This window comes from Hydrogenophaga sp., from assembly GCF_965657535.1.
GTDB lineage: Bacteria > Pseudomonadota > Gammaproteobacteria > Burkholderiales > Burkholderiaceae_C > Hydrogenophaga.
In genome coordinates, this window is sequence record NZ_CBFHOP010000002.1 from 106,454 (window position 1) to 119,658 (window position 13,205).

Below are 13,205 nucleotides of genomic sequence, written 5' to 3' on the forward strand. Positions count from 1 at the left end.
GAGTCCACACACCATGACCACACGCCGCCACTTCATCGCCCTGATGGCCACCACCGTCGTGCCGCTGGCGGTCCAGGCGCAAACCGCCTTTGACCACCGCTACGCCGCTTGGGAGGCCTTGCTGAAAAAACACGTGCGCTGGCTGCCCGACGGCAAGCAGTCGCGCGCCAACTACAAGGGCTTTGCCGCCGACCGCGCCGCGCTCAAAGCCGTACTGGGCATGTTGAGCGCCGTGCCCCAAGCCAGCTTCGACGGCTGGAGCCGGCCACAGCAGATGGCGTTCTTGATCAATGCCTACAACGCCTTCACCGTCGAGCTGATCCTCACCCAGTACCCCAACCTCAAGTCCATCAAAGAGCTGGGCTCTTTCGTGCAGTCGGCCTGGAAAAAGAAGTTCTTCACCCTGCTGGGCGAAGAGCGCCACCTGGACTGGATCGAACACGAGCAGCTGCGCCCGCGCTACAACGAGCCGCGCATCCACGCCGCCGTCAATTGCGCCAGCATCGGCTGCCCGGCGCTGCGCGACGAGGCCTTCACCGCCGAGAAGCTGGAAGCCCAGCTCGAAGACGGCATGCGCCGCTTCATGGGCGACCGCACACGCAACCGCGTGCGTGGCGACAAGGTGGAAGTAAGCAGCATCTTCAAGTGGTTCAAGGAAGACTTTGAAAAAGGCCACGGCGGCTTCAAGCAGGTGGAAGACGTGTGGGCACGATACGCTGAACTGCTGAGCGACCAACCCGCTGAGCAGGCCGCGCTGAAAGCCAAAACGCTGCGCGTGGGCTACCTCGACTACGACTGGTCTTTGAACGACACCGGGCGGTGAACATGCGCCACTGGCTGGCGCTGTGCGCCCTGTTCCCCTTGGCCGTGGGTGCCGAAACACCGCCGCCCCTGCCGCCGCTGTTGAAGGCCGACGGCACGCTCAACCCGGCCTGGCGTTTTGTAGGTTTCCCGAAAAAACACGCCGATCTGCCCGCCACCCGCTTCGAAGCCGCCAGCGCAGATGGCCAAGCCGCGCTCAAAGTGAGCACCGCGTCGTCTTACGGCACGCTGGTGCACGACACCCCAGGCGCTGCGCCTGGGCGCCTGCAATGGCGCTGGCGGCTCGACCAGCCGCTGAGCGGCGGCAAGGCCTCGCCCGACCTGCGCACCAAGGCCGGCGACGACGCCGCGCTCAAGGTCTGCGTGATGTTTGACCACCCGCTGGAGCGCGTGCCGTTTGTGGAGCGCACGGTGTTGCGCCTGGCCCGCAGCGTGAGCGGCGAAGCCTTGCCAGCGGCCACGCTGTGCTATGTGTGGGACAGCGCCACCCCGGCGGGCCTGCAAGGCGCCAACCCCTACACCCGGCGCGTGCGCTTCATCAGCCTGCAAGGCCAGGGCGCCGCACTGGGCCAGTGGGCCACCGAAACCCGCGACGTGGCTCAAGACTTCGCCACACTGTTTGGCGACGAACTGCCCGCAGGCGCACCCCCGCCCCGCGTGGGCACGGTGCTGATCGGCGCGGACAGCGACAACACCGCCAGCCGCAGCACCGGCTGGGTCGACGGTTTGCGCTGGCTGGCCGTGGCGCCCTGAAAGCGCTCAGCCGTTCAGTGCTTGGCCGGGGCCGTGGCCTTGGCCGCAGCGTCAAACCCGCCCTTGGCCTTCCACTCTTCCATGCCACCCTGCAAGATGCGCAGGTTGTCCCAGCCCGCCACGCGCATGGCGAAACCGGCCTGGGCCGAGAGCGAACCGGTGTTGCAGTAAATGAGCACCGGTTTGTCTTTCGGGATGGTGTTGCGCTTGGCCAGCACCTGGCGCCAGTCCAGGTTGATGGCGCCGGGAATGTGGCCCTTGGCAAACTGGCTGGCGTCGCGCGCGTCGATGACGATCATCTTTTTCCACTCGTCGGCCGGGATCTGCTCAGCAAAGATCACGCCGCCGCCGTAGTCCACAAACTCCAGGTAAGCCTCCATCTCGTCGACGGCGATGGCTTTGTTGTCGGCCTGGGCCCACGACGCAGCGGCCAGGACCACGGCAGCCAGGGCGGTTTTCAAAAAACGGTTCATGTTCAGGACTCCATGCGGGTGGCACTGGCAGCGCCACGAAGCCCAGAATATAAGCGTGCAATGATTTTTTAATCTAGTCGCTTTCCCGCATGGCCGCGCGGCACAGCTCAGCAGCCCAGCAAATCGGCCAGGTGCAGCAGATCGCGGGCATGCAGCGTGTTGGCCGGGTCGGGCGACACGTCTTTGGGCTGCGCAGCGCCGAATTCGAACGGGCGTTCAATGTAGGCCGTGGCCAGGCCGCAGGCGCGGGCCGCCGCCAGGTCGTCCTGGTGGGCAGCCACCAGCATCACGTCGGCGGGCGCCACATCAAACGTTTGTGCCACACCGAGGTAGGTGCGGGGGTCGGGCTTGTAGGCGCGAAACACCTCGGCGGACAAGATGCAGTCCCACGGCAGCCCGGCGCGTTTGGCCATGTTGGTCAGCAGGCCGATGTTGCCGTTGGACAGCGTGCATAGGGTGAAGCGCGTCTTGAGTCGCGTGAGCCCCTGCACCGTGTCGGGCCAGGGGTCCAGCCGGTGCCAAACGCGGTTGAGGTGCTGGCGCTCGGTCTCACCCAGGTGGTCCAGGCCAAAGCGGGGCAACAGGCCGTCCAATATGAGGCGGTGCAGTGCGTCGATGCGCGTCCAGCCCAGCTCACCCGATCGCACCCGCGCCATGGCCGGCTGGTAGCCCGCGCGCCAGGCGAGCGCGAAGGCGCCGGCGTCCACCGCCGGGTACAGCGCCTGCACCTCGCGTTGGACGCTGCCGTGCCAATCGACCACGGTGCCAAAAATGTCAAAGGCCAGTACGTGCGGTGTGTGCATGGGTGGACTCCATCTGGACAGGCAATGGGGGGGGAGAGGTACAAGTCAAACAAGCTCGGCCAGCACCGCCAGCAGTGCAGCCCGCTCGGCCTGGGGCGAAAACAGCGGCGCCCGGCTGGCGCACTGGGCCTGCAGCGCCACGAGCGTGCCGCTTCTCTGTGTCAGCTCACCGCGGCAGCGGCGCAGCAGGGCCACCAGGTCGGCCGCATCGCCGGGGGCAAAGTAGCCAGCGTATCCCGTGCCCAGCATGCCCACATTGCCCGCCACGCGCGAGGCCAGCACCGGCGTGCCGCACAACACCGCTTCCATGATCACGTGGGCGCCGCCTTCCATGCGGCTGGGGTGCACCAGCAGGTGGGCGCGCTGGATGCGCGCGCGCGTGGCGGCGTGCGACAAGCCACCCAGCCAGCGGTAGTGCGGGCAGTCGTGCATGGTTTGGCGGGCGGCTTCGCCCAGCGCGGGGTCGAGCGCGTGGCCCACGTGGTCAATCAAAATGCCTTCGTCGGGCTGTATCAGGCGCGCCGCTTCAAACAGCGTCTGCGGCGACTTTTCTTCACGCAGATGGCCCACCATCACCACGCGCAGGTGGCTGCAGGTTTTGGGCAGCGTCTGGCGCGCCGTGCTGGACTGAAACACCACGCGGCACTGGCTGCGCAGCGCTTCGGGCAGTTCTTGCGGGCCTTGCTCTTGCAACACGATCAGGCGGTGCGCCAAGGCCAGCGACTGCTGGGCACTGGCGTCGGTGGCAATGTCGCGGTAGAGATCGGTGCCAGTGAGCGCCAGCACCAGCGGCTTGCCGGGACAGGCCTGTGCCCAGGCGGCCACCGAAGCAGCCGAGCGGCGCGCGTGCAGGGCCAACAACAGATCGGTCTCGCCCTCTTCCAGCGCATCGGGCCACTGTTTGCACAGCCGAACCCGATAATGCCCCGACAGCATGTGCGCCCAGCGGCGGGCGGTTTGCCAGTTGCCGTTGTTGGCGTCGGCCAGCGCCGGCGTGACGATACAAAGCGAAGGTTTTTTCATGGAACAGCGAGTGTCTGACATTGTGTCCGAACCCACCGGGGAGGCCGAACAAGCCCGCTGCGCTGACAAGGTGGCGCTGGCCGCTGCGCTGACCGACGCACGGGCGCGCACGCTGGCGCTGTTTGGCGCCTACGAGGCCGCGCTGGGCGCCGGCTTGCGCGTGCCCTGCACGCCCGAGCTGAACCTGCCGCTGTGGGAGCTGGGCCATGTGGGTTGGTTTGCCGACTGGTGGTTGGCCCGCAACCCCGAGCGCCCGCGCGGCTTGCAAGCCAACCCCGACGCACCGCGCCACCCGGCCCGGCAAGCGCTGCGCGGGCTGGACGCGGACGGCCTGTTCAATTCCAGCACGGTGGCCCATGACCTGCGCTGGACCTTGAACCTGCCCAGCGCCGACGAACTGCGCGCCGACCTGGCTGAGAGCCTGAAACACACGCTGGCGCTGCTGCAAGACGCAGAAGCCACCGACACCGGCCTGTATTTCTTTCGCCTGGCCCTGTTTCACGAAGACATGCACGCCGAAGCGGCGGTGTACATGGCCCAAAACCTGGGCTTTGACCCCCTGCCCGGTGCTGTCGCGGCAACAACCACAGCGCACCCGCCGCGCACGCTGCAGGTGCCCGCCACCGCCTGGCAGCTGGGCCGCAGCAGACCGGGTTTTGCGTTTGACAACGAGCTGGGCGCCCACCCGGTGGGCGTGGCCGCGTTTGAGATCGACGCGCAGGCTGTGACCTGGGCGCAGTACCTGCCGTTCATTGAGAGCGGCAGCGCAGCGCAGCGCCGGTTTTGGAGCGATGCCGGCTGGGCCTGGCGCAGCCGCACGCAGCCCGCCTGGCCGCGTTATGTGCGCCCGTCCGGCTCCGGCTGGGAACAGCTGCGCCACGGCCGGTGGCAGCCGCTGGACCTGGCCGCCAAAGCCTGCCACCTCACGGCCCATGAAGCCCAGGCCTGGTGCGCCTGGGCCGGGCGGCGCCTGCCCACCGAGGCCGAATGGGAAGTGGCCGCGCACACGCTGCCCGGCTTTGCCTGGGGCGATGTGTGGGAATGGACGGCCAGCCCGTTTGTGCCCTTCCCCGGCTTCGCGCCGCATCCGTATGTGGACTATTCAGCGCCTTGGTTTGACGGCCGCCCGGTGCTCAAAGGCGCCAGTCCTGCCACGGTGCCGCGCATGCGCCACCCCAAGTACCGCAACTTCTTCACGCCCGAACGCAACGACATCGTGGCGGGGTTTCGCAGTGTGGTGATGGCCTGACGCGCTGGGGAAAGGGACCCGGCCAGGGACGGGGCCGTCTTCGTTCAGGCTGGTGCCCAGAACACACTGAACCAGCCGCGCGCATCCGTCCAGTGGGTGGGCGCACCAAAGCCTGCTTTGCGCAGCAGCGCCTCGAAATCTTCCGGCTGCCATTTGTAGGAATTTTCCGTGTGCACCTGCTCGCCGTCGGCAAACTGGCGCTCACCACCGGGCCAGCGCACGGTTTGCGCGCCCTCGGACTGCAAATGCATTTCAATGCGCGAATCGGCCTCGTTGAAAAAGGCCACATGGCGCCAGCGGGCGGGGGCAAAGTCGGTGCCCAGCAAGGCGTTGGTGTGCAGCAGCAGGTTGCGGTTGAAGGCGGCGGTCACGCCCAGCGGGTCGTCGTAAGCGGGCTCCACAACCGCCTTGGGTTTCACGCGGTCCACGCCAATGAGCAGCCCGCCGCCGGGCCCGCCCCCGGCGCACACGGCATGGGCCTGGCGCAGCAGCGCCAGCGCCTCGGCGGGGTTGAAGTTGCCAATGCTGGAACCAGGGTAAAACACGCAGCGCGGCGCGCCGGCTGCGCCCTGCCCGCCCAGCCAGTCGTTGGCCGCAGCCGGCAGGGCCAGCTGGGCAGAAAAGTCCAGCCCCAAGCCCAGCATGGGCAAGCTCGGGTGGCGCTGCTGCAGCTGGCCCATGGCGTGGCGCAGGTAGTCCACCGAAATGTCCACCGCCACATAAGCGGCCGGGCTCAGCGCCGAAAACAGGCCAGCGGCTTTGGCACAGCTGCCCGCGCCCAAGTCCACCAGCACCGCACCCGGCGGCACCTGCTGCGCCATGGCGCTGGCTTGCGCCTGGAAGATGGCCGCTTCGGTGCGCGTGGGGTAGTACTCGGCCAGCTCGGTGATGGCGTCAAACAGGCGCGAGCCCAAAGCGTCGTAAAAAAACTTGGGCGCCACATGCGCCGGCTGGGCGTGCAGCCCAGCGGCCAGCTCAGCGCGCACGGCGGCTTGGTCGGCCTGGTGCAGCTGAATGAAATGGGGCGCGGCGGTGGGGTGGTGCATGGTGCGGGGTGGGTTTGCTTGGGTGCGAAACGCTGTCGGCTTTATAAACCAGCGCACCATCACGGCGTGGCCGCAGGGGCCGGGTATTTCTTACAGGGACATGCCCCAAGGCCCCTCAAAACCAAAACGGACCTTTGGCGCGGTTTAATACGGGTCCCCCATCCTTTTTTATCGGATAACCATGCAAGCCACCTTTTCCCGCACCAAACGCGCACTCTTGACCTGCGCTGTGCTCGCCGCAGGTACCGCCTTCACCGGCCTGGCCCAGGCGCAAAGCGTCTTCCGCGTCACCACCATCCCCGAAGAAGCGGCCACCGAGCAGGTGCGCAAATTCACCCCACTGGCCAACTACCTGGAAAAAGCACTGGGCGTGAAGGTGGAATTCACACCAGTGAGCGACTACCCCGCCGCCGTGGAAACGCTGGTGAACAAAAAGGTGGACCTGGTGTGGTTTGGCGGCTTCACCTTTGTGCAGGCCAATCTGCGCTCAGGCGGCAAGGTGGTGCCTCTGGCGCAACGCGAAGAAGACACGAAATTCCAATCGGTGTTCATTGCCAAGACGGATTCGGGCATCAAAACCCTGGCCGACATGAAGGGCAAGCAGGTGTCGTTTGGCTCGCAAAGCAGCACCTCGGGCCACCTCATGCCCCGCAGCTTTTTGCTGCAAGCCAACATCAACCCAGAAAAAGATTTCCGCCGCATCGCCTACAGCGGCGCGCACGACGCCACCATCGCCTCGGTGGTGAGCGGCAAGGTGGACGCGGCCGCGCTGGACATCACGGTGTGGAAAAAGTTTGTGAACGAAAACAAGGTGGACACCCAGGCGGTGAATGTGTTCTTCACCACGCCGGGTTACTTCAACTACAACTGGTCGGTGCACGCCGACATGCCGGCCACCATGCAGACCAAGGTGAAAGCCGCTCTGCTGGCGCTGGACCCGGCCAACCCCGAGCACGCCGAAATCCTGCGGCTCAACCGCGCCACACGCTACATCGCCACTACACCCGACAACTACAAAGGCCTGGAAACCGCTGCCCGCAGTGCCGGCCTGCTGTGATCGGATCTGAAAGCGGAACCCCGTTTTGAAGATTGAACTGCTGGGCGTCAGCGCGCGCCACCCGGCCGCCCGCCCAGGGGCCGCACACGCGCTCAAAGGCTTGAATCTGCATTTCTCGCCTGGCGAACAGGTGGCTGTGATCGGTCCCTCGGGGGCGGGCAAAACCACGCTGCTGCAGGTGCTGGCCTGCGCCATGCCACCCGTGGCGGGCACGCTGGCCCTGGGCGGCACCAACCCGTGGCAGCTGCCGCGCAGCGCTTTGCAACGCCTGCGCGGCGGTTTGTTTCTAGCGCCCCAGGTGCCGCCGCTGCCGCCGCGCCAGCGCGTGGTCACCGCGGTGCTGGCCGGGCGCTTGCCGGCCATGAGCCTGCTGGCCAGCCTGCGCTCGCTGTTTTACCCAACCGACATTCCGGCCGCGTTTGACGCGCTGGACCGCTTTGACCTGGCCGACAAGCTGTTCGAACGGGTCGACCGCCTCTCGGGCGGCGAACGCCAACGCGTGGGCCTGGCGCGGGCGCTGCTGGCGCCAGCCCGGCTCTGGCTGATCGACGAGCCTTTGTCGGCCCTGGACCCCACCCGCTCGCAACAAGCCATCACCACCTTGCTGGCGGGTGCCCAGGAACGCAGCGCCACCCTGGTGGCCACGCTGCACCAGGTGGACGTGGCGCTGGCGCACTTTCCGCGCATCATTGGCCTGCGCGACGGCGCGCTGGCCTTTGACCTGCCCGCGGCCGAAGTCACCCGAGAACGGCTGGCCCAGCTGTACGACCAGTTTGAACACGAGCTGCGCGGCGAGGTACCTGTGGAACCGCTGGCGCCGCCCATGGGGCCGCAACCAGTTGTCATGCATTGCCGCTGAAACCGTCGCTTGACACGTCGCCCATGAACACCACCGCCTTGCCTGGCCCCCGTGCGCCCGACCGCGACCCAGCCTGGCTGGGTCGCGTGTTCTGGTCGGGCCTGTGCCTGGTGCTGCTGTGGCCGCTGGGTGTGGCCACCGAGTTCAAGCCCTGGGTGCTGCTGGAGCCCGAAAACGTCAAGATCAGTGCGCAGTTCATCGGCAGCTTCTGGCCGCTGGTGTTTGACGCCGAGTTTTTGGCCATGGTGGCCCGCGAGACCTGGCGCACAGTGGCCATGGCCACCGCGGGCGTCACGCTGGCGCTGGTGCTGGCGGTGCCGCTCACGCTGCTCAACACGCGGGTGTTGTCCATCTCGGCGCTCTCGGGCCGCATGGCGCGCGGGCCTTACTGGCTGCGCCAGAGCGTGCGCTGGCTGTTGATTTTTTTGCGCAGCATCCCCGAGCTGGTGTGGGCGCTGGTGTTTGTGCGGGTGGTGGGCCTGGGGCCCACGGCCGGTGTGCTCGCCATTGCACTCACCTACGGCGGCATGCTGGGCAAGGTATATGGCGAGATTCTGGAAAGTGGCGAAACCCACGCAACTGAGACGCTGCTGCGCAACGGGAGCGGGCGCCTGCAAGCCTTCTTTTACGGCCTGCTGCCCACCAGCGCGGCCGAGCTCACGAGCTACACCGTGTACCGCTGGGAATGCGCCATTCGCAGTTCGGTGGTGCTGGGGTTTGTGGGTGCCGGTGGGCTGGGCCAGCAGCTGGACAACTCCATGAAAATGTTTGAAGGCGGTGAAGTGGCCAGCATGCTGCTTGTGTTCATGGCGCTGGTGGCGCTGGCCGACCGGGTGAGCGCGTGGCTCAGGAAAGCACTCGGATGACCACCAGAACGCGCGCCGCCAACGACACCCACAAACTGCCACCGCCGCTGTTTGACGCGCGGTGCAAAGCCTGCTGGTTCACGGCCGCCCTGCTGGTCTTGGTGGTGGCCAGCTTCTGGTCGCTCGACCTGCAGTGGGGCCAGTTCTTTTCGCTGGAAGCCGCGCACAGCATGGGCCGCTTTCTGGCCGAGTTTTTCCCGCCCGACACCTCGCCCGAGTTTCTGAGCAAAGTGGCGCTGGGTGCCTGGGAAACGCTGGCCATGTCGGCCCTGGGCACGGTGCTGGCCGCTGTGGCGGGGCTGGCGCTGGCGCTGCCGGCCAGCCGTCTGCACCAGGACGACACCGCCTGGGCCCGCGCGCCCACCCGCCTGGTACTGAACGCGCTGCGCAGCATCCCCGAGCTGGTGTGGGCGGCGCTGCTGCTCATATCCGCCGGGCTGGGCCCGTTTGCCGGCACACTGGCGCTGGCCTTTCACACCACGGGCGTGCTGGGCAGGCTGTTTGCCGAAGCCATTGAAAACACACCGCCTGGGCCGGGCGCGGCGCTGCGGGTGCAAGGTGTGGGCAATTTCAGGGTGTTCGTTTACGCCACGCTGCCGCAGGTGCTGCCCCAGCTCATGAGCTACGCGCTGTACCGCTGGGAAAACAACATACGCGCCGCCGCCGTGCTGGGCGTGGTGGGCGCGGGCGGCCTGGGGCAGTTGCTGGCATTTCACATGGGCTTGTTTCAAATGAACAAGACCGCCACCATCTTGGGCGCCATGCTGCTCATGGTGGCGGTGGTGGACGCCGCCAGCCACACCTCGCGCCGCCTGCTCACGCGCTGAACCCTCGCCTCACACGCCCCCATGGCCCTGCCGCTGCTCACCCACAGCCAAGCCTGGGCCTTGCTCGGCCTGGCTATTTTGATGGAGGTGGCCGGCACCACGTCGATGCGCCTGGCCGAAGGTTTCACACGGCTCACCCCTTCGGTGATGATCTTTGTGTTTTATGGCATCTCGTTTGGCCTGAACACCATGATCATCCGCACGCTGGGCCTGAGCGTGGTGTACGGCGTGTGGTCGGGTGTGGGCACGGTGCTCACCGCGCTGATCGGCATCTACTACTTCAAAGAACCGGCCACGGCCATCAAGATGGTGAGCATCGGGTTCATCGTCATCGGCGTGATGGGGCTGCACTCGGCCTCGCGGCTGCCTGCCGCATAAGCCCGCCATTCGAGGGCCACACCCAAGGGCCGTGGTTGCAAGCCGCAAACGACCGAGCCAGGCGGTGTTATGTATTGGCGACGGCCCGCATCAGACAGCGTGCAAAGCCCGTAGCGCCGTGGCCTGGGCCAGGGTGTGCCGGTAGCCCGCTTCGATGGTGCGCTTGCGAAATTCGACCGACATACCAGCCCAGTAACCAAAGTCGGGTTTGAGCACGAGGTCGGCCAAGGCGCCGTCGGCGTTCACCAGCGCTTGTTTGCGCAGGTCGTCGGCGTGGTAGCGCTCGGCGCCCTGTGGCGTGTCGGTGGTGTGTGCCGACGCGTCCACCGCCAGCACGCGCTGGGCGCCGAGCGCGCGCGCCACGCGCACCGGTAGCGGGTTGATCCAGTCGGCGTCCATGTATTGATGGCCGCGGATGCGCACGGGCACAAAATGGCCTTCGATGGCGGCCGAGGCCTGCACGGCCAGGCCGACGTCGCCCGCAGTGAAGGCCACCGCCACACGGCCAAAGCGCTGCGACGCAACGCAGGCCATGGGCACCGGCATGGCTTCGAGCCGCTGCACCGGGCAGCGCTCACGCATCAGCCCGGCAATGGCGCTGCCGCTGAGGTAGGCGCCGCCCCCCAGCGCCAGGCGCAGCAAGCGCCAGGGCTGCAGCGCCAGCGCCAGCGCTTCGATCTCGCGGGCACGCAGACCGGCCGCAAACAGGCTGCCCAAGAGCGCGCCGACCGAGGCGCCGGCGATGAGATCGGGCACCAAGCCGAGTTCTTCGAGTGCCTTGAGCACGCCCACATGCACAAATCCGCGTGGCCCGCCGGAGCTGAACACCCAGGCGGTGCGCACCGGCTGGCGCAGGGGTTCGGCGCGCGGTGCGTCGGGGCCGTTGTGGTCTTGGTCAGGCCTGAAACTGCAGCCGGCCAGGCCAGCCGCCCCAGCGGCCAGCAAGACGCTGCGGCGCGGCAAACCCATGGTGGTGCCTGGGTGGCGGGGGGTCAGGGCTGGCGCGCCTTGGCTTCGGCCACCGCCTTGGCCAGGGCTTCGCCGCTTTGGTAGTGCGGCACGCGCACCACCATGCGCTTGGCGCGTTGCGCAAAACTGTTGCTGCCTTTGATTTCTTCGTTCCAGTATTTTTCGGCCAAGGCGAGGTTGGCTTTTTCGTCGAGTTCAAAGCCGTCTTTGCTGGCCTGGCCGCCAAAGATGTAGAGCTTGCCGCCGATCAGCTTCCAGGTGTCGGCGTCGCCCCCCCATGGGATACCGTAGACCACGCCATTGGCGCAGTAGCCACCGTACTGCGGCAGATAGCGTGCGGGTGCCTGGTCAAACGCGGCCTTGTGCTCGGCACTGGCGAAATAAAAACCCACGCCCTCGTAGCTGCTTTTGAAGGCGGGGTTGCCCTGCACAAAGGCGTTTTGGGTGAAGTACGCCACCACGTCCGCACCCTTGAGCATGACGCGCGCGTCGGGCGGCATCTCGACGGCATTGACGGGTTTGAGCGTGGACGACGGGTTTTGGGCCGACATGGCACCGCAGCCCGCCAGCATGAGCAGGCCCAGCGACAGCGCGGTGGCCGCGAGCGGGCGTTGCAGGTGGTGAAGCGCAGAGGTTTTCATGGGGAGATCTCGTGGTTGGACATAGCGGGAAGCGGCGGGTGCAAGGGAGCTGGCGCCGCCAGAGCGGTGAGAGCCAGCCAGTGATGCACAGGTTCCCCGCAGGGCGCGGGCCAACCGAGCAGCGCGCTTGCGACCTTGCAGCGTTCGTGCAGTTCGGCCAGGTCGCGCCCGCCCAGGTGCAAGATGCCGTAACGGTAGCTGCCCAGCCATTTGAAGTCGCGCGCCATGGAACCGCGCGGCTTGGGGTAGGCAAACAGCAGCGCGTCGGGAAACGCCTCAGCCAGGGCTTGCCGGCGGTGGGCGTCGGGCATGGCCACGGGCTGCTGGGCATCGAACACACGGTAGACAAAGCTGGCGGCCGCACCGGCCGTGGGCGCTGTGCGCGGCACGCTGGCCGGGTCTTGTCCGTGGGCCAGCGCCAGCGAAACGGCGTGCAGGTCGAGGCCTTGTGTGCGCAGGTAGAGGTCAGAAAACTGAGCGGCCATGCGCGGGTTGAATTCGATCACGGTGAGCCGCTCGGTGGCTGCATCGAAGAAAAATTCCATGTTGAACAGGCCGTGCGTGAAGCCCACGGCCTGCAAGAAGCGGTGAGCGACGTCCAGCGCCCGGGCCTGCACGCTGGCTGGCAGCTTGCTGGGCAGTTCAAAGCGCATAAAGGCCTGGGTGTTCGGGTACATCACCGCGTCCACCACGCCAATGGCGTGTACGTCGCCATTGAAAACGTAACCGTCCAGATTGAACTGATCGGCTTGCACCGGCGCTTCGAGCAACATGCGGTGGGCGCTGGGCAGCCCTGGCCCCAGGCGCTGCTGCGCCATGCGTTCAAACGGTTCCACCAGGCGCCGGATCACCCACAGCTCCCAGGCGCCAAAGCGGGTGTGGCGGTGCAGCTCGGCGTGGTTGCGCACCTCGCGCGCCAGCACGGAAAAAGCGGCCTTCACCGGCTTGACGAACTGCGGGTAAGCAATGCCCGACGGAATGGACGCGCCGTATTCGGCGTGCAACAAAACGAAGTCGAGGTTGGCCTCGGGCGCCACGCGCTGCAGCACCTGGCGCGCGTGCAGCTTGTGCTGACAGGCCAGCACGGCAGCCACCGGCGTGCCGGGCCAGCCCATGCGCTCGGCCAGCAAGGCAGCCGCCAGGGCACCAAACTGCTCGTGGTTGGAGGTCACTGCCGTCCAGCCCTTGGACTGTGCCTGGCCGGCCAGGCGCCGCACGAAGCGGGCCATGTCAAACCAGGCCAGGCGCGCGTTGCTGGGAAACGAAAACAGGTCAAACCCTGCCTCGTCAAACGCCATGCCCCGCGCTGCGCCAGCGCGTTGGTGGCCCACAGCGTCCCAGTCGTAATTGAAAAGCAGCAGCGTGCGTTGGCTTGAGGACATGCGGTCAGCGAAAGGGGATGGATACGCCAAGGCGTAGTTTAGTCAGGTGACTGACCG

The 13,205-nt window shown here is 66.8% G+C and carries 15 protein-coding genes; 8 read left to right on the plus strand and 7 right to left on the minus strand.

All coding sequences use genetic code 11. The annotated features are described in order from the left end of the window. Positions 1-13: 13 nt before the first annotated feature. Both ACTG4K_RS03195 and ACTG4K_RS03200 read left to right on the plus strand, forming a co-directional pair. The gene (locus ACTG4K_RS03195; RefSeq protein ID WP_439112754.1) at positions 14-823 is read left to right on the plus strand and encodes a DUF547 domain-containing protein; all 810 of its coding nucleotides are present in this window, start codon (positions 14-16) and stop codon (positions 821-823) included. A 2-nt stretch (positions 824-825) separates the two neighbouring features. Beyond that, a complete protein-coding gene (locus ACTG4K_RS03200) occupies positions 826-1,575 on the plus strand; it encodes a DUF3047 domain-containing protein (protein WP_439112755.1) in 750 nt (249 codons plus the stop codon). 14 nt (positions 1,576-1,589) lie between these two features. Here the strand turns inward: ACTG4K_RS03200 and ACTG4K_RS03205 are convergent, their stop codons facing one another. The 3 genes from ACTG4K_RS03205 to senB all read right to left on the minus strand — a co-directional run bounded on the left by ACTG4K_RS03205 (position 1,590) and on the right by senB (position 3,874). After that, complete coding sequence (locus ACTG4K_RS03205) at positions 1,590-2,048, minus strand: rhodanese-like domain-containing protein (RefSeq protein WP_439112756.1); 459 nt, start codon at positions 2,046-2,048, stop codon at positions 1,590-1,592. A 107-nt stretch (positions 2,049-2,155) separates the two neighbouring features. Next, positions 2,156-2,851 (minus strand): haloacid dehalogenase type II, encoded by a 696-nt coding sequence (locus ACTG4K_RS03210; RefSeq protein ID WP_439112757.1) that lies wholly within the window; start codon positions 2,849-2,851, stop codon positions 2,156-2,158. 45 nt (positions 2,852-2,896) lie between these two features. Next, complete coding sequence (gene senB, locus ACTG4K_RS03215; RefSeq protein ID WP_439112758.1) at positions 2,897-3,874, minus strand: selenoneine biosynthesis selenosugar synthase SenB; 978 nt, start codon at positions 3,872-3,874, stop codon at positions 2,897-2,899. Between the two features lie 10 nt (positions 3,875-3,884). Between senB and senA the strand changes: the two genes are divergently transcribed. Further along, positions 3,885-5,123, plus strand: coding sequence for a selenoneine synthase SenA (senA, locus tag ACTG4K_RS03220; RefSeq protein ID WP_439112759.1), 1,239 nt, complete (start codon positions 3,885-3,887; stop codon positions 5,121-5,123). A 44-nt stretch (positions 5,124-5,167) separates the two neighbouring features. On the opposite strand, the gene egtD is transcribed toward senA, so the two are convergent. Beyond that, the gene (gene egtD, locus ACTG4K_RS03225) at positions 5,168-6,169 is read right to left on the minus strand and encodes an L-histidine N(alpha)-methyltransferase (RefSeq protein WP_439112760.1); all 1,002 of its coding nucleotides are present in this window, start codon (positions 6,167-6,169) and stop codon (positions 5,168-5,170) included. A 181-nt stretch (positions 6,170-6,350) separates the two neighbouring features. Between egtD and ACTG4K_RS03230 the strand changes: the two genes are divergently transcribed. The 5 genes from ACTG4K_RS03230 to ACTG4K_RS03250 are packed head-to-tail and all read left to right on the plus strand — an operon-like array spanning position 6,351 to position 10,156. Then, a complete protein-coding gene (locus ACTG4K_RS03230) occupies positions 6,351-7,226 on the plus strand; it encodes a putative selenate ABC transporter substrate-binding protein (RefSeq protein WP_439112761.1) in 876 nt (291 codons plus the stop codon). Positions 7,227-7,251: 25 nt separating this feature from the next. Next, on the plus strand, positions 7,252-8,085 hold the full coding sequence (locus ACTG4K_RS03235; protein WP_439112762.1) for a phosphonate ABC transporter ATP-binding protein: 834 nt from the start codon (positions 7,252-7,254) through the stop codon (positions 8,083-8,085). Between the two features lie 23 nt (positions 8,086-8,108). Next, entirely contained in the window at positions 8,109-8,951 is an 843-nt protein-coding gene (locus ACTG4K_RS03240) for a PhnE/PtxC family ABC transporter permease (RefSeq protein WP_439112763.1), read from the plus strand. Further along, positions 8,948-9,778 carry a phosphonate ABC transporter, permease protein PhnE gene (gene phnE, locus ACTG4K_RS03245; RefSeq protein ID WP_439112764.1) on the plus strand — a complete coding sequence of 277 codons (831 nt, stop codon included), beginning with the start codon at positions 8,948-8,950 and terminating at the stop codon, positions 9,776-9,778. The genes ACTG4K_RS03240 and phnE overlap by 4 nt, the downstream gene beginning before the upstream one ends. A 21-nt stretch (positions 9,779-9,799) precedes the next feature. Beyond that, positions 9,800-10,156 (plus strand): DMT family transporter, encoded by a 357-nt coding sequence (locus tag ACTG4K_RS03250; RefSeq protein ID WP_439112765.1) that lies wholly within the window; start codon positions 9,800-9,802, stop codon positions 10,154-10,156. 90 nt (positions 10,157-10,246) lie between these two features. On the opposite strand, the gene ACTG4K_RS03255 is transcribed toward ACTG4K_RS03250, so the two are convergent. From ACTG4K_RS03255 to ACTG4K_RS03265, 3 genes are read right to left on the minus strand one after another with little or no spacing between them, the layout of a single operon-like run. After that, complete coding sequence (locus tag ACTG4K_RS03255) at positions 10,247-11,125, minus strand: patatin-like phospholipase family protein (RefSeq protein ID WP_439112766.1); 879 nt, start codon at positions 11,123-11,125, stop codon at positions 10,247-10,249. A gap of 23 nt (positions 11,126-11,148) precedes the next feature. Continuing rightward, positions 11,149-11,766 (minus strand): YHS domain-containing (seleno)protein, encoded by a 618-nt coding sequence (locus ACTG4K_RS03260; RefSeq protein WP_439112767.1) that lies wholly within the window; start codon positions 11,764-11,766, stop codon positions 11,149-11,151. Further along, a complete protein-coding gene (locus ACTG4K_RS03265; protein ID WP_439112768.1) occupies positions 11,763-13,148 on the minus strand; it encodes an ATP-grasp domain-containing protein in 1,386 nt (461 codons plus the stop codon). Before ACTG4K_RS03265 ends, ACTG4K_RS03260 begins: the two co-directional genes overlap by 4 nt. Positions 13,149-13,205: the final 57 nt, after the last annotated feature.

Coding starts and splice junctions, on each gene's coding strand:
- ACTG4K_RS03230 (WP_439112761.1), top strand. CDS start 6,351: ATGCAAGCCACCTTTTCCCGCACCAAACGCGCACTCTTGACCTGCGCT.
- egtD (WP_439112760.1), bottom strand. CDS start 6,169: ATGCACCACCCCACCGCCGCGCCCCATTTCATTCAGCTGCACCAGGCC.
- ACTG4K_RS03240 (WP_439112763.1), top strand. CDS start 8,109: ATGAACACCACCGCCTTGCCTGGCCCCCGTGCGCCCGACCGCGACCCA.
- phnE (WP_439112764.1), top strand. CDS start 8,948: ATGACCACCAGAACGCGCGCCGCCAACGACACCCACAAACTGCCACCG.
- ACTG4K_RS03250 (WP_439112765.1), top strand. CDS start 9,800: ATGGCCCTGCCGCTGCTCACCCACAGCCAAGCCTGGGCCTTGCTCGGC.
- ACTG4K_RS03205 (WP_439112756.1), bottom strand. CDS start 2,048: ATGAACCGTTTTTTGAAAACCGCCCTGGCTGCCGTGGTCCTGGCCGCT.
- ACTG4K_RS03200 (WP_439112755.1), top strand. CDS start 826: ATGCGCCACTGGCTGGCGCTGTGCGCCCTGTTCCCCTTGGCCGTGGGT.
- ACTG4K_RS03265 (WP_439112768.1), bottom strand. CDS start 13,148: ATGTCCTCAAGCCAACGCACGCTGCTGCTTTTCAATTACGACTGGGAC.
- ACTG4K_RS03260 (WP_439112767.1), bottom strand. CDS start 11,766: ATGAAAACCTCTGCGCTTCACCACCTGCAACGCCCGCTCGCGGCCACC.
- ACTG4K_RS03210 (WP_439112757.1), bottom strand. CDS start 2,851: ATGCACACACCGCACGTACTGGCCTTTGACATTTTTGGCACCGTGGTC.
- ACTG4K_RS03195 (WP_439112754.1), top strand. CDS start 14: ATGACCACACGCCGCCACTTCATCGCCCTGATGGCCACCACCGTCGTG.
- senB (WP_439112758.1), bottom strand. CDS start 3,874: ATGAAAAAACCTTCGCTTTGTATCGTCACGCCGGCGCTGGCCGACGCC.
- ACTG4K_RS03255 (WP_439112766.1), bottom strand. CDS start 11,125: ATGGGTTTGCCGCGCCGCAGCGTCTTGCTGGCCGCTGGGGCGGCTGGC.